This is a genomic window from Xanthomonas floridensis (assembly GCF_001642575.1).
GTDB lineage: Bacteria > Pseudomonadota > Gammaproteobacteria > Xanthomonadales > Xanthomonadaceae > Xanthomonas > Xanthomonas floridensis.
Genome location: NZ_LXNG01000015.1, coordinates 89,476 through 106,809, shown reverse-complemented (window position 1 = coordinate 106,809; position 17,334 = coordinate 89,476). Strand labels below are relative to the sequence as shown.

Annotated in this window: 15 protein-coding genes and 1 tRNA gene; 15 read left to right on the top strand and 1 reads right to left on the bottom strand. The window is 63.6% G+C overall.

Annotated elements, in window-relative coordinates:
- Window positions 1-126: 126 nt before the first annotated feature.
- Window positions 127-1,248, bottom strand: coding sequence for a LacI family DNA-binding transcriptional regulator (locus A7D17_RS10345; protein WP_064508990.1), 1,122 nt, complete (start codon window positions 1,246-1,248; stop codon window positions 127-129).
- Window positions 1,249-1,573: 325 nt separating this feature from the next.
- On the opposite strand from A7D17_RS10345, the gene thrS reads away from it, so the two are divergent.
- The 15 genes from thrS (at window position 1,574) to A7D17_RS10270 (ending at window position 17,315) form a co-directional block, all read left to right on the top strand.
- Window positions 1,574-3,478: a threonine--tRNA ligase gene (thrS, locus tag A7D17_RS10340; protein WP_064508989.1), complete on the top strand. Its 1,905-nt coding sequence runs from the start codon at window positions 1,574-1,576 to the stop codon at window positions 3,476-3,478.
- 48 nt (window positions 3,479-3,526) lie between these two features.
- Window positions 3,527-4,069 carry a translation initiation factor IF-3 gene (gene infC, locus A7D17_RS10335; protein ID WP_082861869.1) on the top strand — a complete coding sequence of 181 codons (543 nt, stop codon included), beginning with the start codon at window positions 3,527-3,529 and terminating at the stop codon, window positions 4,067-4,069.
- A 239-nt stretch (window positions 4,070-4,308) separates the two neighbouring features.
- A complete protein-coding gene (rpmI, locus tag A7D17_RS10330) occupies window positions 4,309-4,506 on the top strand; it encodes a 50S ribosomal protein L35 (RefSeq protein ID WP_002811096.1) in 198 nt (65 codons plus the stop codon).
- A gap of 10 nt (window positions 4,507-4,516) precedes the next feature.
- Window positions 4,517-4,876 carry a 50S ribosomal protein L20 gene (gene rplT, locus A7D17_RS10325; protein WP_003484828.1) on the top strand — a complete coding sequence of 120 codons (360 nt, stop codon included), beginning with the start codon at window positions 4,517-4,519 and terminating at the stop codon, window positions 4,874-4,876.
- A gap of 283 nt (window positions 4,877-5,159) precedes the next feature.
- Window positions 5,160-6,155 (top strand): phenylalanine--tRNA ligase subunit alpha, encoded by a 996-nt coding sequence (gene pheS / locus A7D17_RS10320; protein ID WP_064508988.1) that lies wholly within the window; start codon window positions 5,160-5,162, stop codon window positions 6,153-6,155.
- 132 nt (window positions 6,156-6,287) lie between these two features.
- Entirely contained in the window at window positions 6,288-8,666 is a 2,379-nt protein-coding gene (gene pheT, locus A7D17_RS10315) for a phenylalanine--tRNA ligase subunit beta (RefSeq protein WP_064508987.1), read from the top strand.
- Between the two features lie 21 nt (window positions 8,667-8,687).
- Window positions 8,688-8,987, top strand: coding sequence for an integration host factor subunit alpha (locus A7D17_RS10310; protein ID WP_002811076.1), 300 nt, complete (start codon window positions 8,688-8,690; stop codon window positions 8,985-8,987).
- Complete coding sequence (locus A7D17_RS10305; RefSeq protein WP_005995911.1) at window positions 8,968-9,324, top strand: MerR family transcriptional regulator; 357 nt, start codon at window positions 8,968-8,970, stop codon at window positions 9,322-9,324. The genes A7D17_RS10310 and A7D17_RS10305 overlap by 20 nt, the downstream gene beginning before the upstream one ends.
- Window positions 9,325-9,385: 61 nt before the next feature.
- Window positions 9,386-9,462, top strand: a tRNA-Pro gene (locus A7D17_RS10300).
- A 470-nt stretch (window positions 9,463-9,932) separates the two neighbouring features.
- Window positions 9,933-10,631 carry a polysaccharide biosynthesis/export family protein gene (locus A7D17_RS10295; RefSeq protein WP_029220295.1) on the top strand — a complete coding sequence of 233 codons (699 nt, stop codon included), beginning with the start codon at window positions 9,933-9,935 and terminating at the stop codon, window positions 10,629-10,631.
- Window positions 10,613-12,052, top strand: coding sequence for a GNVR domain-containing protein (locus A7D17_RS10290; protein ID WP_095522593.1), 1,440 nt, complete (start codon window positions 10,613-10,615; stop codon window positions 12,050-12,052). The genes A7D17_RS10295 and A7D17_RS10290 overlap by 19 nt, the downstream gene beginning before the upstream one ends.
- A gap of 243 nt (window positions 12,053-12,295) precedes the next feature.
- Window positions 12,296-13,750: an undecaprenyl-phosphate glucose phosphotransferase gene (locus A7D17_RS10285; protein ID WP_064509005.1), complete on the top strand. Its 1,455-nt coding sequence runs from the start codon at window positions 12,296-12,298 to the stop codon at window positions 13,748-13,750.
- A 94-nt stretch (window positions 13,751-13,844) separates the two neighbouring features.
- Window positions 13,845-15,134 (top strand): hypothetical protein, encoded by a 1,290-nt coding sequence (locus tag A7D17_RS10280; RefSeq protein ID WP_064508985.1) that lies wholly within the window; start codon window positions 13,845-13,847, stop codon window positions 15,132-15,134.
- Window positions 15,131-16,219 (top strand): acyltransferase family protein, encoded by a 1,089-nt coding sequence (locus tag A7D17_RS10275; RefSeq protein WP_064508984.1) that lies wholly within the window; start codon window positions 15,131-15,133, stop codon window positions 16,217-16,219. Before A7D17_RS10280 ends, A7D17_RS10275 begins: the two co-directional genes overlap by 4 nt.
- A 58-nt stretch (window positions 16,220-16,277) precedes the next feature.
- Window positions 16,278-17,315 carry an acyltransferase family protein gene (locus A7D17_RS10270; protein WP_239692165.1) on the top strand — a complete coding sequence of 346 codons (1,038 nt, stop codon included), beginning with the start codon at window positions 16,278-16,280 and terminating at the stop codon, window positions 17,313-17,315.
- The last annotated feature ends 19 nt before the right edge of the window (window positions 17,316-17,334 follow it).

The window sequence follows — 17,334 nt, the reverse complement described above, 5'->3', positions numbered from 1 at the left end:
TCACGGGTATCGGCAACGCCCCGCCGCGGCCGGGTCCGCTCCTACACGCAATCAGCAGATCGGGACCGGTTACAGCACACCGTGCATGCTGTTCCGATTCCCGATTCCCGATTCCCGATTCCCGAATCAGCGCCTGGCAGCCCCATCCGCCGCCCGACCAGCCAGTGCCTCGCCGGTCTCCGCGCCGGATGGGCTCCAGCCCAGCGGGGGCTGCAGGCCGTGGCTGTGCGATGAATCGCGCACCGCCAGCTTCACCGGAATCGTGCGGCTCTGCGCCGCTTCGCCACGGATCAGCGCCACCAGGCTTTCCACCAGCAGCGTGCCGGCCTGCTTGGTGTCCTGCTGCACCGTGGACAGGGCCGGCGCCACCGAGGCGGCCAGCGCGATATCGTCGAAGCCGCTGACTGCCACGTCCTGCGGCACGCGCAGGCCGCGCTCGCGTAGGGCGCGCATCGCGCCGATGGCAATCAGGTCGCTGGCTGCGCACACCGCATCGAACGCCTTGCCGCTATCCAGCAGCGCCAGGCATGCAGCGTGACCGGACGACTCGGTGGTGATCGCATCGAACTGCAGCGCCGCGTCGGCAACCAGATCCTGTTGCGCCAGCGCAGCGACGTGGCCGCGGTAGCGCTCCTCGAATTCGGGGTAGTGATTGGAGGCATGGCCCAGGAAGGCGATGCGTCGGCAGCCCTGCGCCAACAGGTGCTCGGTGATGTCCAGCCCGCCCTGGTAGTTGTCGCTGCCGATGGAGATGCCCGGCTGGCCCGGCAGCGCCGCGCCCCAGCGCACGAAATGGGTGCCTTGTTCCACCAGCAGCTGCAGCCGCTGGCGCGACTCCTGGTAATCGCCGTAGCCCAGCAGGATGATGCCGTCGGCCTTGTTGCTGTCTTCGTAGTCGGCCTGCCAATCCTTGGACAGCTGCTGAAACGACACCAGCAGGTCGTAGCCCTGCAGCGCGCAGGCGCGGGTGATCGAGCCCAGCATCGAGTGGAAGAACGGGTTGATCAGCGAATCGTCGGCGGTGGGGTCCTCGAAGAACAGCAGCGCCAGCGTGCCGGCATTGCGCAGCCGCAGCGAGGAGGCGTTCTTGTCGACCTTGTAGTTCAGTTCGCGCGCGATGCGCAGGATGCGCTTGCGCGTTTCCTCGTTGACCATCGGGCTGCCGCGCAACGCGCGCGAGACGGTCGGCTGCGATACACCGGCCAGGTAGGCGATATCCAGCGAGGTGGCTTTACCCTTGATGGTCATGGTTGGCACTGGCAGCACAGGTGGCCGGCATCATGCCACGCGCCCGCCGGCCCCGTGCCGGCCCGCCCGGTGGCCGCCTGATTGGTTTACCATTCACGCCCAAGACCCCTTGCGAGAAGGTGGCCCGCGCCCCGCGCCGGCCCAGCGTGCGACATGAGCACTACCACCGCCCACCGTTGACCCGGACCGGCCCCTGCGCAGCCAGCGCCCGCGTGCCGTCGTCTTCCGTCGCACTTTCCGTACTTTCTTTCCGAGCCTGTCCAGCAGTGGGCAGATCTCCCATGGCAGCGGACCGCTGCAGCCAGCCCAGACCCCATTCTTGCCCATGATCAATATCACGCTCCCCGACGGCAGCCGCCGCGAATTCGAATCCCCTGTCTCGGTGATGCAGGTCGCCCAGTCGATCGGCGCCGGCCTGGCCAAGGCCACCATCGCCGGCCAGGTCGACGGCCAGCTGGTCGATGCCAGCGACGTCATCGACCACGACGCCAGCCTGCGCATCATCACCGCCAAGGACGCCGAAGGCGTGGAGATCATCCGCCACTCCTGCGCGCATCTGGTCGGGCATGCGGTCAAGCAGCTGTATCCCGAGGTCAAGATGGTGATCGGCCCGGTCATCGCCGAAGGCTTCTATTACGACATCTACAGCGAGCGCCCGTTCACGCCCGACGACATGGCCGCGATCGAGCAGCGCATGCAGGAATTGATCGCGCAGGACTACGACGTGATCAAGAAGGTCACCCCGCGCGCGGAAGTGATCGAGGTGTTCGCCCAGCGTGGCGAGGAGTACAAGCTGCGCCTGATCGAGGACATGTCCGACGACATCACCGCGATGGGCCTGTACTACCACCAGGAGTACGTGGACATGTGCCGCGGCCCGCACGTGCCCAACACGCGCTTTCTCAAGGCGTTCAAGCTGACCCGTATTTCCGGCGCCTACTGGCGCGGCGATGCCAAGAACGAGCAGTTGCAGCGCATCTACGGCACCGCCTGGGCCGACAAGAAGCAGCTGGACGCCTACATCCTGCGCATGGAGGAAGCCGACAAGCGCGACCACCGCCGCATCGGCAAGCAGCAGGACCTGTTCCATCTGCAGGAAGAGGCGCCCGGCCTGGTGTTCTGGCATCCCAAGGGCTGGTCGCTGTGGCAGGTGGTCGAGCAGTACATGCGCAAGGTCTACCGCGACAGCGGCTACGGCGAGGTGCGTTGCCCGCAGATCCTGGACGTGTCGCTATGGCAGAAGTCCGGCCACTGGGACAACTACCAGGACGCGATGTTCTTCACCGAGTCGGAGAAGCGCACCTACGCGGTCAAGCCGATGAACTGCCCCGGCCACGTGCAGGTGTTCAACCAGGGCCTGCACAGCTATCGCGACCTGCCGATCCGCTACGGCGAGTTCGGCGCCTGCCATCGCAACGAGCCCTCCGGCGCGCTGCACGGCATCCTGCGCGTGCGCGGCTTCACCCAGGACGACGGGCACGTGTTCTGCCTGGAATCGCAGATCGAATCCGAAGTCACCGCCTTCCACCAGCAGGCACTGGCGGTCTACACCGCGTTCGGCTTCGACGACATCGAGATCAAGATCGCGCTGCGCCCGGAAAAGCGCCTGGGCGACGACGTCACCTGGGACAAGGCCGAAGCCGCGCTGCGCAGCGCGCTGGGCGTGTGCGGGGTGGAGTGGCAGGAGCTGCCGGGCGAGGGCGCCTTCTATGGTCCCAAGATCGAATACCATCTCAAGGACGCCATCGGCCGCACCTGGCAGTTGGGCACGATGCAGGTCGATTTCATGATGCCGGGCCGCCTCGGCGCCGAGTACGTGGACGAGAACAGCCAGAAGAAGCATCCGGTGATGCTGCACCGGGCCATCGTCGGGTCGATGGAGCGTTTCATCGGTATCTTGATCGAGCACCATGCCGGCGCCTTCCCGTCCTGGCTGGCCCCGGTCCAGGTCGTTGTCGCCAACATCACCGACGCTCAGGCTGAATATGTGGACTCGGTTCGGAAAACCCTTGCAAATCAAGGCTTCCGTGTCAGCGCCGATTTGCGTAACGAGAAGATCGGTTATAAGATTCGCGAGCATACGCTGCAACGCGTGCCCTATCTGCTCGTGGTCGGCGACCGCGAGAAGGAAAATGGCGCGGTTGCCGTGCGGACGCGATCGGGAGAGGACCTTGGAACCATGACGGTTTCGGCCTTCATCGAGCGTCTGCAGGCAGAGCAGGCAGCGTGAGCCAACCCCGGCCGGTCTGGATGATCCGGATGCGCCGGTTCGATTCCCCTGGGAGATTGCAATATCAGTACCCCTGACAACAAACAGAACCGCAAGAACCAAGAAATCCGTGTGCCGCGCGTCCGCGTGATCGGCAGCGACGGAGAGATGGTCGGCGTGTTGTCGCGCGACGAAGCGCTCGCCAAGGCCGAGGAAGAAGGCCTGGATCTGGTCGAAATCCAGCCGCAGGCCGATCCGCCGGTCTGCAAGATCATGGATTTCGGCAAGTTCAAGTTCGAGCAGCAGAAAAAGGCCAACGAGGCCAAGAAGAAGACCAAGCAGGTCGAGATCAAGGAACTCAAGTTCCGTCCGGTCACGGACGAGGGCGATTACCAGATCAAGCTGCGCAACATGCGCCGTTTCCTGGAAGAGGGCGACAAGGTCAAGGTCAACATCCGCTTCCGTGGCCGCGAAATGAGCCACCAGGAGCTGGGCCGCGAGATGGCGGCCCGGATCGAGGCCGATCTGGGCGACGACATCGTCATCGAATCCCGTCCGCGCCTGGAAGGGCGTCAGATGGTCATGATGATCGCGCCGAAGAAGAAGATCTGACCCGCTGCCGCGGCGGCCCCGACCGGGCCGGCCGCGGCAAGCGTGGCTCGATTTGCAAGAATTCCCGGCAACGGGTAGACTGCGCGGCCCGGTTTTGCCGGGGCGCCGCGTGAGCGGCACCAGGACCTGTCCGGATCGTGTTCGATCAAGGACTTACAAGCAGGCAAGGGCAAGGATGGAAAGCGTGGTCGCAAGACTGCCGCCCGTGTCAGTGACAAAACACCATCAAGGACATAGCAATGCCCAAGATCAAGACCAACCGGGCGGCGGCCAAGCGTTTCCGCAAGACCGCCTCCGGCAAGTACAAGTGCGGCCACGCCAACCGTAGCCACATCCTCACGAAGAAAGCGACCAAGCGGAAGCGCAACCTGCGGCAGACGAACCACGTCCGTGCCGAGGACGCTGGCCGTCTCGATCGTATGCTTCCCTACCTCTGAGGACTGACCCATGGCACGAGTAAAGCGTGGCGTACAGGCGCGTCGCCGCCACAAGAAAATTCTGACCCTGGCAAAGGGTTACTACAACGCTCGCCGCAAGGTGTTCCGCGTTGCCAAGCAGGCGGTCATCAAGGCACAGCAGTACGCCTATATTGGTCGTAAGCAGAAGAAGCGTAATTTCCGTTCGCTGTGGATCACCCGCATCAATGCGGCTGCCCGCATCAACGGCCTGAGCTACAGCCGTTTCATGAATGGCCTGCTCAAGGCTGGCATCACCCTGGACCGCAAGGTGCTGGCTGATATCGCCGTGCACGACGCCGCCGGCTTTGCCGCGCTGGCCGAGAAGGCAAAGGGCGCGCTGGCGGCATAAGTGCGAGTCCCTCGCAAGAGCCCGCACATCGTTAGTGCGAGTCCTTCGCAAGAGCCCGCACATCCATGTGCGGACTGTTGAAGGGGTAGTTCCCGTCAGAGCTTGTGCATGCGTGTGCAATCTCTGACCGGAGCGAAGCAGATATTCGGGGGAAGGGCGCGAGTCCTTCCCCTTTTGCGTTTTAGACAGCCGGTATCGGTCGATTCGATGGCTGGCAATATTGGCAATGCGTTCCGGCATGTCCGGAAACACCGTTCGGCTGAGCAGTTGAGGCGCAAGTGCAATGAGTGATATTCAATCCCTGACCGAGCGCGCGCTGGCCGATGTCGCCGCCGCGCAGACGCCGGACCAACTGGAAGCCTTGCGGGTCGCCTTGCTGGGCAAGAGCGGCAGCGTCACTGCCCAGCTCAAGCAGCTCGGTACGTTGCCGCCCGACCAGCGCAAGGCCGCGGGTGAGGCGATCAACCAGACCCGCGACACGCTGACCGCAGCGTTGGCGGAGCGCAAGACGACCCTCGAAACCGCCGCACTGGACGCCCGCCTTGCCGGCGAGCGCATCGACGTCACCCTGCCGGGGCGTCGGGGCGAACGGGGCGGCCTGCATCCGGTCACGCGCACGCTCGAGCGCATCGTCGAAATCTTCGCGCGGTTGGGCTATGAGTTGTCCGATGGCCCGGAAATCGAGGACGACTGGCACAACTTCGAAGCGCTGAACTTCCCGCCGCACCATCCGGCGCGCGCGATGCACGACACCTTCTACTTCGGCGACGGCCGCCTGTTGCGGACCCACACCTCCGGTGTGCAGGTGCGCTACATGGACGCACACCAGCCGCCGCTGCGCATGATCGCCGCCGGCAAGGTGTATCGCTCCGATTCGGACCAGACCCACTCGCCGATGTTCCATCAGGTTGAAGGGCTGCTGGTGGACGAGCATTCCAACTTCGCCGATCTCAAAGGCACCTTGTCCGAGTTCGTGCGCGCCTTCTTCGAGCGCGATTTCGAAATGCGCTTCCGTCCCAGTTATTTCCCGTTCGTGGAGCCGGGTGCGGAAGTGGACATCGCCTGGCAGCAGCCCGATGGCAGCACGCGTTGGCTGGAAGTGCTCGGCTGCGGCATGGTGCACCCGAACGTGCTGCGCAGCGTCGGCATCGACCCGGAGCGCTACACCGGCTTTGCCTTCGGTCTGGGCGTGGAGCGCTTTGCGATGCTGCGCTACGGCGTCAACGACCTGCGCGCCTTCTTCGAAAACGACGTACGTTTTCTCAGGCAGTTTGCCTGACGGCGGGGAATCGGGAATAGGGAATAGGCAATCGCAAAAGCCACGCGCTTTGCGGAGCCCGTCTCGAAGCCCCGGTGCCCCGCTTTTGCGATTGCCTATTCCCCATTCCTGATTCCCGATTCCCGGCCCCTTATGAAATTCTCAGAAAATTGGCTGCGTAGCCACGTTCCGATCCAGGCCAGCCGCGAGGAGTTGGCTGCGACGCTGACGGCGATCGGCCTGGAGGTGGAAGAGGTGACGCCGTTGGGCGAGTCGCTGGGCCAGGTGGTGGTGGCGCGGATCGTCGAAGCGGTGCGGCATCCGGAGGCTGACCGCCTGCAGGTCTGCAGCGTGGATGCCGGGCAGGGCGAGTTGCTGCAGATCGTGTGCGGCGCACCCAATGCGCGTGCAGGCCTGGTGGCGCCGTTGGCGCTGGTCGGTGCGCAGATCGGCGAGCTGACCATCAAGGCGGCCAAGCTGCGTGGCGTGCCCTCCAACGGCATGTTGTGCTCGGCCAGGGAGCTGGGCCTGGACAGCGATGCCTCTGGCCTGTTCGAACTGCCGGACGATGCGCCGGTAGGTCAGGCGCTGGCCGAGTATCTCGGCCTGCCCGACGCCAGCATCGAGATCAAGCTCACCCCCAATCGCGCCGATTGCTTCAGCGTGCGCGGCATTGCCTTCGATGTAGCGGCGGCTTGCGCCAGCGAAGTGGTTGCCTTCGACGCGGCTGCCGTTGCGCCGGTGTCCACGCGGACGCTGGCGGTGGAACTGGACGCCGGCAGGGAGGCCCCGCGCTACTGCGGCCGCGTGATCGAAGGCATCGATCCGGCTGCGACCACGCCGGTCTGGCTGGCCGAGCGCCTGCGTCGCAGTGGCGTGCGCCCGGTGTCGTTGCTGGTGGACATCACCCAGTACGTGATGCTGGAACTTGGCCAGCCGATGCACGCCTTCGACCTGGACACCTTGCAGGGGCCGATCGGCGTGCGCCGTTCGCGCGCCGGCGAGCAGCTGGCGCTGCTGGACGGGCGGCAGGTGACGTTGGACGACAGCTTCCTGACCATCACCGATGCTGGCCGCCCGGTGGCGCTGGCCGGGCTGATGGGCGGGCTGGACACGCGGGTCACCGAGACCACCCGCAACGTGTTCCTGGAATCGGCGTATTTCGATCCGGCCGCGATCATGGGCCGTGGTCGCAAGCTCGGCCTGCACACCGATGCCGGCCATCGCTTCGAGCGTGGCGTGGACCCGGCGCTGGCGCCGCAGGCCATCGAAGTGGCCACGCGCCTGGTGCTGGATCTGGCCGGCGGTACGCCGGGCCCGGTGGTGCATGCCCAGTTGCCGCAGCATCTGCCGCAGGCCGCACCGATCGTGTTGCGTCGCGCGCGGATCGCACGCGTGCTCGGTATCCAGATCGACGATGCGGAGGTGGTGCGCATCCTGAGCGCGCTCGGCATGCAGCTTGAGGCCGTGGCCGAGGGCTGGCAGGTGATGGCGCCGAGCCGCCGCTTCGATGTCGCCATCGAGGAAGATCTGATCGAAGAGCTGGCGCGCATCCATGGTTACGACCGGGTGCCGACCACGCTGCCCGGCGGCGCCAGCCGGATCGCGATGCCGAGCGAGACCCAGCTGGACGAGCTCAGCGTGCGCCGTCAGCTGGTGGCGCGCGAGCTGCAGGAAACCATCAATTACGCCTTCGTCGATGCCGAGCTGCTGCAGCAATGGCAGTTCAGCGAAGGATTGGTGCCGCTGGCCAACCCGCTCAGTGCGGAGCTGGCCATCATGCGTCCGCGCCTGCTGCCGGGCCTGGTGGCGACCCTGGGCCGCAACGCGGCGCGCCAGGCCGGGCGCGTGCGCCTGTTCGAGCTGGGCAAGGTGTTTGCCGCTGCCGCCGATGCGGGCGTGGCACCGCGCGAAGCCCAGCACGTTGCTGCTGCAGTGTGCGGCGATGCGCTGGCGCTGCAGTGGGGTGAGGCCGCGCGCAAGGTGGACTTCCACGATCTCAAGGGCGACCTGATGGCATTGGCTGCCGCCAGTGGCGCGCAGCTGGAGTTCCGACCGTCGGCGCAGCCCTTCGGGCACCCGGGCCGCTCGGCTGACATCCATCGCGACGGGGTATGCATCGGCTGGATCGGTCAGGTGCATCCGCGCCTGGCCAGGGCGATGGACATCGACGTGGACGTGGTTGCGTTCGAGCTGGAGCTCGCACCGCTGGTGCAGCGCGCCTTGCCGCGTGCCGGCGAGCTGTCGCGGTTCCCCTCGGTGCGCCGCGACCTGGCCTTCCTGGTGCCGGAGGAGGTGAGTTGGGCATCGCTGTCGGCCAGCGTGCAGACGGCGGTCGGTCCGTTGCTGCGCGAGGTCCAGTTGTTCGACCGCTATGTCGGGCAGGGGGTCGATCCAGGTTTCAAGAGTCTGGCTATGGGCTTGATTTTGCAGGATAACTCGCGCACTCTCACCGACCGGGACGTGGATGCGGTCGTGACCGATGTGGTGGCGGTGGTCGAGCGCGAACACCGCGCCCGGATCCGGAGTTGAGGCGGTAACCAGGGGATTGGCATGGCATTGACGAAAGCGGAGATGGCCGAGCGTCTGTTCGACGAGGTCGGTCTGAACAAGCGTGAGGCAAAGGAATTTGTCGATGCGTTCTTCGACGTGCTGCGCGATGCGCTGGAGCAGGGCCGTCAGGTGAAGCTGTCCGGTTTCGGCAACTTCGATCTGCGGCGCAAGAACCAACGGCCCGGTCGCAATCCCAAGACCGGTGAGGAAATTCCGATCTCGGCCCGCACGGTGGTGACCTTCCGCCCGGGCCAGAAGCTCAAGGAGCGGGTGGAGGCTTATGCTGGATCCGGGCAGTAATCGCGAACTACCGCCGATTCCGGCCAAGCGCTACTTCACCATCGGTGAAGTGAGCGAGCTATGTGACGTCAAGCCGCACGTGCTGCGCTACTGGGAAACGGAGTTTCCGAGCCTGGAGCCGGTCAAGCGGCGCGGCAATCGACGCTACTACCAGCGCCACGACGTATTGATGGTGCGGCAGATCCGCGGCCTGCTCTACGAGCAGGGCTATACCATCGGCGGCGCGCGCCTGCGCCTGGAGGGCGATGGCGCCAAGAGCGAGTCGGCATTGAGCAACCAGATCATCAAGCAGGTGCGGATGGAGCTGGAAGAAGTGCTGCAACTGCTGCGCCGCTAGGAAAACGTTTCACAAAGCCGCTATAATCGCAGGCCGCCCTCGCGGCGGGACGCAACATCTTCGGGGTATAGCGCAGCCTGGTAGCGCACTAGTCTGGGGGACTAGTGGTCGTCGGTTCGAATCCGGCTACCCCGACCAAACAACAAGCCCATGTCGTCATGACATGGGCTTTTTTGTTGCGTCGCAACATTGCATTTTTATGTCTTCGCCCGACGTGGTGGATATGCAGATCGGCATATCGCAGTGCAGCATGAACGGAACGCTAGTGCCCGGTTTTTGCGGTCCGGTTCGCTATGGACCTGGGTCACGAAGTGGTGCTAAGTGTGCGGAAACGTTCCAAAACATTAGGAGCGGATTAGAACGTGGATCACGGTTTGTTAACGCGGTATCGACGAACTTGAATCAATAGGCCAACGCCGTCAAAAAAATGGCGTGCAGCGTCTTGCGGCGCGATCTTTCTGTGCCATAGTGCAGTGCAACACGTCATACCCGTCGTGATCCCGGTGTTCCGGGATGAACCCTCTGTCGTACGTTCGTGCTGGCGTGTTTGGCCGGTTGAATGCTGCGCGAGCTCCTGTCCCACCCAACCGAGGCAGCCAGCCACACGCATGAAGAAACTGATCGGACGATTTTGCCAAGGCCTCAGCCTGGCGTTGATCTGCTCGATGACACTGGGTGCCTGCAGCACCGGGAAGGACATGGCGACGTCGTTGCCGCTTCCCGATCCGCTCGCAATGTCCGCAGTGCAGCCCGAGTATCGACTCTCCCCAGGCGACCTGTTGCTGGTCAAGGTCTTCCAGATCGATGATCTGGAACGGCAGGTGCGTATCGATCAGAACGGTCACATCTCGCTGCCGCTGATCGGCGACGTCAATGCCGCCGGCATGGGTGTCGGCGAGCTGGAGAAGATGGTTGCCGACCGCTACCGCAACGGGTATCTGCAAAATCCGCAGGTGTCGGTGTTCGTGCAGGAATCCAATGGCCGCCGCGTCACCGTGACCGGTGCCGTGACCGAACCCGGCATCTACCCCGTCATTGGCGCCAACCTGACCCTGCAACAGGCTGTCGCGCAGGCCAAGGGCGTCAGCACCGTCGCAAGCCGCGGCAACGTGATCGTGTTTCGCATGGTCAACGGGCAGAAGATGATCGCGCGTTTCGACCTCACCGAGATCGAGAAGGGCGCCAATCCGGACCCTGAGATCTACGGTGGCGACATCGTTGTGGTGTATCGCTCGGATGCGCGCGTCTGGCTGCGCACCATGCTGGAACTGACCCCCTTGGTGATGGTGTGGCGCGCTTACCGATGAGTATGAATTCCGACAATCGTTCCTCGCCGTCGCAGCGCCATGGGCATCTTGAGCTGGCAGACGTGAGCTTGCTCGACTACTGGCGCGCGCTGGTGTCGCAGCGCTGGCTGATCATCCTGATCACCATCGGCGCGACGCTGCTGGCGCTGGTGATCACGTTCCTGATGCCGGAAAAGTATCGCGCCACCAGTACGCTGCAGATCGAGCGCGACTCGCTCAACGTGGTGAATGTCGACAACCTGATGCCGGTGGAGTCGCCGCAGGATCGCGACTTCTACCAGACCCAGTATCAGCTGCTGCAGAGCCGTTCGCTGGCACGTGCAGTGATTCGCGAAGCCAAGCTCGACCAGGAGCCGGCGTTCAAGCAGCAGGTGGAAGAGGCGCTGGAAAAGGCGGCGGCCAAGAATCCGGAAGCCGGCAAGTCGGTCGACTCGCGTCAGGCGATCATCGAGCGCAGCCTGACCGATACCTTGCTTGCGGGCCTGGTCGTCGAGCCGATCCTGAATTCGCGCCTGGTCTACGTCAATTACGATTCGCCGGACCCGGTGCTGGCGGCAAAGATCGCCAACACGTATCCGAAGGTGTTCATCGTCAGCACGCAGGAGCGCCGCATGAAGGCATCCTCGTTTGCGACCAAGTTCCTCGCCGAGCGTCTGGAGCAGCTGCGTTCCAAGGTCGAGGATTCGGAGAAGACGCTGGTGGCGTATTCGACCGATGAGCAGATCGTGTCGGTGGGCGACGACAAGCCTTCATTGCCGGCGCAGAACCTGACCGACCTCAACGCAATGCTGGCCTCTGCGCAGGATGCGCGCATCAAGGCCGAGGCCGCCTGGCGTCAGGCCGCGACCGGCGACGCGATGTCGCTGCCGCAGGTGCTGAGCAGCCCGTTGATCCAGACGCTGCGCGGCGAGCAGGTACGCCTGACCAGCGAGTACCAGCAGAAGCTGTCGACCTTCAAGCCGGATTACCCGGAAATGCAGCGTCTGAAAGCGCAGATCGAAGAGTCGCGCCGGCAGATCAATGGCGAGATCGTCAACGTGCGCCAGTCGCTCAAGGCGACTTACGACGCGTCCGTGCATCAGGAACAATTGCTCAACGAACGCATTGCCGGCCTGCGCAACAACGAACTCGATCTGCAGAGCCGCAGCATCCGCTACAACATGCTCAAGCGCGACGTCGATACCAACCGCCAGCTCTACGATGCGCTGCTGCAGCGTTACAAGGAGATCGGTGTTGCGAGCAACGTCGGCGCCAACAACGTGACCATCGTCGACACTGCAGATGTGCCTACGTCGAAGACTTCGCCGAAACTCAAATTGAACCTCGCTTTGGGCTTCATCTTTGGCGTATTCCTTGGTCTGGCTGTGGCGCTTGTGCGCTACTTCCTGCGGGGCAACGGGCCGGAAACACGATTGAACTGACATCGTGGTGTTGCAAAACGGTGGTTAATTAAAGTGACAACTGATTCAGCGTGGAAAAGGTTGGATCCCGTATGTTTCGGGCTCCTTCGTTTGAAAGTTTGTCTCTGTTGAAACAAAGGGCTGTCGAGCGATCTGGGGTCGGTAGGTATTACCGCGGTGATCGTTCGACGGAGATGATTGAAAGCTCGCGTGCGATTCGTATGTTCCCCCGCATGCGCCGTATCGAGTTTGGAGGACATCCCCATGCTTTTGGCAGACTTGAGTAGCGCGACTTACACCACATCCTCGCCGCGATTGTTGTCCAAGTATTCGGCTGCAGCCGACCTGGTACTGCGCGTTTTCGACCTGACCATGGTGGTCGTTTCCGGCCTGGTCGCCTATCGCATCGTGTTCGGCTCCTGGGTGCCGGCGGCGCCATACCGGGTCGCCATCGCCACCACGCTGTTGTATTCGGTCATCTGCTTCGCGCTGTTTCCGCTGTACCGCAGCTGGCGTGGTCGCGGACTGCTGAGCGAACTGATGGTGCTCGGTGGTGCCTTCGGCGGCGTGTTCGCCTTGTTCGCGGTGCATGCGCTGATCGTGCAGGTGGGCGAGCAGGTCTCGCGCGGCTGGATTGGTCTGTGGTTTGTCGGCGGCCTGGCATCGCTGGTGGCGGCCCGCACCTTGCTGCGCGGTTTCCTGAACCACCTGCGCGCCCAGGGCGTGGACGTGCAGCGCGTGGTGGTGGTCGGTCTGCGTCACCCGGTGATGAAGATCAATCACTACCTGAGCCGCAACTCGTGGGTGGGGATGAACCTGGTCGGTTACTTCCGCACGCCTTACGACATTGCGGTGACCGAGCAGCGCCAGTCGCTGCCGTGCCTGGGCGAGCCGGATGCGCTGATCGACTACCTGAAGGAAAACCAGGTCGAGCAGGTGTGGATCTCGCTGCCGCTGGGCGAGCGCGACCATATCAAGCAGCTGTTGCAGCGCCTGGATCGCTATCCGATCAATGTGAAGCTGGTGCCCGACCTGTTCGACTTCGGTTTGCTGAACCAGTCTGGTGAGCAGATCGGCAACACTCCGGTGATCAACCTGCGCCAGGGTGGCGTGGACCGCGACAATTACTTCGTGGTGGCCAAGGCGTTGCAGGACAAGATCCTGGCCGTGATTGCACTGATGGGCCTGTGGCCGCTGATGGCGGCGATTGCAGTCGGTGTCAAGCTGAGCTCGCCGGGCCCGGTGTTCTTCCGCCAGCGCCGTCATGGCCTGGGCGGCCGCGAGTTCTACATGTTCAAGTTCCGTTCGATGCGCGTGCATGACGATCATGGCACCACCATCCAGCAGGCGACCAAGAACGATACGCGTATCACCCGCTTCGGCGCGTTCCTGCGTCGCAGCAGCCTGGATGAGCTGCCGCAGATCTTCAATGTGCTGGGTGGCAGCATGTCGATCGTAGGCCCGCGTCCGCACGCGGCGCAGCACAACACGCACTACGAAAAGCTGATCAACCATTACATGCAGCGCCACTACGTAAAGCCGGGTATCACCGGTTGGGCGCAGGTGAACGGTTTCCGCGGCGAGACCCCGGAGCTGCGGACGATGAAAAAGCGCATCCAGTACGACCTCGACTACATCCGTCGCTGGTCGCTGTGGCTGGATATCCGCATCATCGTGCTGACTGCGGTGCGCGTGCTCGGACAGAAGACCGCGTACTGATGATGGCGGCAAGCGTGCGACCTGGCGCGTCCGGCGCCGCGGGCGGCTGCATTGCAGCCGCCCCTTTCAGGCAGGCGTCTGCATGCTGATCCGAATGAGCGAAGAGACCCGGGTTCGCTGGCACAACCTGCTCATCGAGCTGACGTTGCTGGTCGGGGTGGGCTACAACCTGGTGTTGGCCCTGATCAATGCGAACGTGTTCACCGTCCGGCCGGTGATCACCTATGCGGTCGAGTTCATGGTCTACGCGGCCTGCTTCCTGCTGGGCCTGGGTTCGTTGAGCCGTAAGCGCCTTGCCCTGATCATCAGCGGGCTGGGGTTGATCGTGCTGCTGATGTTTGTGCGGTTCCTGGTGAACTGGCAGATCGACCCGAAGTTCTTCCGCGACGCCTTGGTGGTGTTCGCGTTCGTGGTGCTGGGCTCGGCGTACACCGGCTCGGTGCCCAAGTTGTTCATCCGCATGACCATCATCGTGTCGTTGGTAGCGGCGTTCGAGTTGGCGATGCCGACCGCGTACGGCGACCTGGTCAACCCGAAGAGCTTCTTCGTCAATGCGCGCGGTATGAGCGCCGAAGGGTTCTGGAACGAAGACAGTAATCTGTTCGTCAGCGCCACGCGTCCGGGCGAGCGTAACTTCCTGCCTGGGTCCAATCTGCCGCGTGCCTCGTCGTGGTTCATCGAGCCGGTGACGATGGGCAACTACATCTGTTTCTTCACCGCCATCCTGCTGGTGTTCTGGCGCTGGATGCGTCCGGCTGCATTGATCCTGTCGGTGGGATTGATCGGTTTCATGATCGTGGCCTCGGACGGACGACTGGCGGCGGGCACCTGCGTGTTGATGGTGCTGCTGACGCCGTTGTTGAAACGCCTGGATCAGCGCCTGGCGTTTCTGGTGTTCTTGCTGGTGATCATGAGCGCATGGTTGCTGGTGTGGGTCACCGGGATCACCGCCTACCAGGACACCACGATGGGCCGGGTGTTCTTCACCGTGTATTCGATGAACAATCTCTCGTTCGAGTCCTGGATGGGGCTGGATTTCGCCCAGGCCTACCGCTACTTCGATAGCGGCATCTCGTACTTCATTGCATCGCAGTCGATCGTCGGCGTGCTGGCGTTCCTGTTGTCGTACTCGTTCCTGCTGCTGATGCCAAGCAAGGAAGGCCAGTTGTTCAAGAATCTGGCCATCTTCGCCTTCGCGCTGAGCCTGCTGGTCTCCAACGGTTACTTTTCGATCAAGACCTCGGCGCTGTGGTGGTTCGTCTGCGGCTGCCTCTGGCACATGCGTCCGACATGGTCTGCAGCAACGAGCCCGGAGGTCGCGGTCAAGCACGATCCAGTTGATGAGAACACCCGGATGGCGTTGCCTGCGGGAGCATCGAGGTGAGCGCGGTGGGACGCCCGGCATCGTCCGCGGTGCATGACGCTGGCGCGCGTGTTGCAGCCGGCGGGCGCGCGCGCGATCCGCGAATCGATGCCGCCAAGGCGATTGCGATCCTGCTGGTGGTGTTCTGCCATGCCAAGGGCGTGCCGCATGGCATGACCCTATTCGCCTACAGCTTCCACGTGCCCTTGTTCTTCCTGGTGTCGGGATGGCTGGCGGCAGGCTATGCCTCACGCACCACCAGCCTGTCGCAGACGATGACCAAGCAGGTGCGCAGTCTGCTGCTGCCGTATGTCACCTTCTATCTGCTGGGCTATGCGTACTGGTTGTTGACCCGCAATATCGGTGAGAAGGCAGCGCGCTGGGGCAGTCATCCCTGGTGGGAGCCCATCGTGTCGCTGCTGACCGGCATCGGTCCCGATTTGTACGTGCAGCCGCCGTTATGGTTCCTGCCGGTGATGCTGGTGACCGTGATCGGCTACATGCTGCTGCGTCGCGTGCTACCGCCGCTGGCAATCGCTGCAGTGGCGCTGGTGGCGGCGTGGTTCTGGATGAACTGGTTCCCTGCGCAGGGAGTCCGGCTTTTTTTCGGACTGGACGTGCTACCGGTGTCGTTGTGTTTCTACGCGCTCGGCGCACTGCTGATCCATGTGTCGCCGCGTCTGCCGACATCGCTGCCGGTCAGCGCGCTGGCGACCGTGGTGTTGGCGCTCGCGGTTGCCTGGCTGGCGCAGATCAACGGACGTATCGACGTGAACATGCTGCAATTCGGACGCAGCCACGCGGTGTTCCTGCTCAGCGCGGTGTTGGGCTCGCTGATGGTGATCTGCGCGGCGCGGCTGGTGCAGGGCTGGGCATGGATCCAGTGGATTGGTCGCAACACCCTGCTGATCCTGTGCACGCATATGCTGGTGTTCTTTGTGCTGTCTGGCGTTGCGGCAGTTGCCGGTGGCTTCGGCTCGGCGCGCCCGGGCCTGGGCTGGGCGATCTTCGTCACGTTGTTCGCGCTGGCCGCGTGTGTGCCCATGCGCTGGTTCCTGATGCGCTTTGCTCCGTGGACCTTGGGTGCGCGCACGGTGACGTCATGACCGGCGCTGCGGCATGAGAACGGGGGCGTATTCTCCCGCTGCGGAGCCAGCCAGGACGATGGCCCGGCCAGCGGCTGCAGCCACGCGCGATTGGCAGATCGATGCCGCAAAGGCGCTGGCGATCGTGCTGGTTGTGCTTGGGCATGCGAGCGGGATGCCACCGGCCTACAAGCTGTTTGCCTACAGCTTCCATGTGCCGCTGTTCTTCGTGCTCTCCGGCTGGGTAGGCGAGCGCTTCGGGCACCGCGCATTGAACGTGGCCACGGTCAAGAAGCTGGCGCGGACGCTGCTGATCCCGTACCTGGGCTTTTTTCTGGTCGCTTACGGAGTGTGGCTATTGATGGCCGTGCTCAATCATGCATTTCAGCAACCGGGCGCGCGTCCGTGGTGGCACCCATTCGTCGGGGTGGTGTGGGCCAACGGAACACGTTTGTATGTGCTCCCGGCGTTGTGGTTTCTGCCTGCCTTGTTTGTCACAACGCTGAGCTACATTGCATTGCGCGCACGTCTGAGCGCCACCGTGGTGGCCGCGCTCAGCTTGCCGCTCGCATTGGCCTGGGCAAGCTGGTTTCCGTCGTTGCAGATGCGCCTGCCGCTTGCGCTGGATGTGTTGCCGGTTGCGTTGTTCTTCATCGCCTTCGGCGGTGCGCTGTCGCGGGTTGCCGATGCGCTGCGTTCGGTCTCGGCACTGGCATGGGCGCTGGCCTTGCCGGTCGTTATGGCTGCATGGGGCGTGCTGGCTGCCTGGAACGGGCAGGTGGATGTCAATAACCTGCAGTTCGGGCATTGGCCGGCGCTGTTCCTGCTGGTCAGCCTGCTTGGCACGGCAATGACCTTGTGCGTGGCCTATTTCCTTCGCAACTGGCAGTGGGTGCAGTGGATCGGCACCAACACCTTGTTGATTCTCTGCACGCACACGCTGGTGTTCCTGGTAGCGACCAGCGTGGTTGCGCGGACCGGGTTGGTGGATCGCGGGCTCATCGGTACGCCGATCTGGGCGATGGGCCTGAGCATGTTCGCGATTGCATGCGCCGTGCCGATGCGCGCCGTGCTGGTGCGTCTGGCGCCATGGATGTTGGGGTTGAAGGGTCAATGACGAATTGCAGAATCATCAG

What these genes read in the sequence shown, in the direction of transcription:
- A7D17_RS10345 (WP_064508990.1), bottom strand. Translation starts at nt 1,248, where the DNA reads ATGACCATCAAGGGTAAAGCCACCTCGCTGGATATCGCCTACCTGGCC.
- thrS (WP_064508989.1), top strand. Translation starts at nt 1,574, where the DNA reads ATGATCAATATCACGCTCCCCGACGGCAGCCGCCGCGAATTCGAATCC.
- rpmI (WP_002811096.1), top strand. Translation starts at nt 4,309, where the DNA reads ATGCCCAAGATCAAGACCAACCGGGCGGCGGCCAAGCGTTTCCGCAAG.
- rplT (WP_003484828.1), top strand. Translation starts at nt 4,517, where the DNA reads ATGGCACGAGTAAAGCGTGGCGTACAGGCGCGTCGCCGCCACAAGAAA.
- pheS (WP_064508988.1), top strand. Translation starts at nt 5,160, where the DNA reads ATGAGTGATATTCAATCCCTGACCGAGCGCGCGCTGGCCGATGTCGCC.
- pheT (WP_064508987.1), top strand. Translation starts at nt 6,288, where the DNA reads ATGAAATTCTCAGAAAATTGGCTGCGTAGCCACGTTCCGATCCAGGCC.
- A7D17_RS10310 (WP_002811076.1), top strand. Translation starts at nt 8,688, where the DNA reads ATGGCATTGACGAAAGCGGAGATGGCCGAGCGTCTGTTCGACGAGGTC.
- A7D17_RS10305 (WP_005995911.1), top strand. Translation starts at nt 8,968, where the DNA reads ATGCTGGATCCGGGCAGTAATCGCGAACTACCGCCGATTCCGGCCAAG.
- A7D17_RS10295 (WP_029220295.1), top strand. Translation starts at nt 9,933, where the DNA reads ATGAAGAAACTGATCGGACGATTTTGCCAAGGCCTCAGCCTGGCGTTG.
- A7D17_RS10285 (WP_064509005.1), top strand. Translation starts at nt 12,296, where the DNA reads ATGCTTTTGGCAGACTTGAGTAGCGCGACTTACACCACATCCTCGCCG.
- A7D17_RS10280 (WP_064508985.1), top strand. Translation starts at nt 13,845, where the DNA reads ATGAGCGAAGAGACCCGGGTTCGCTGGCACAACCTGCTCATCGAGCTG.
- A7D17_RS10270 (WP_239692165.1), top strand. Translation starts at nt 16,278, where the DNA reads ATGGCCCGGCCAGCGGCTGCAGCCACGCGCGATTGGCAGATCGATGCC.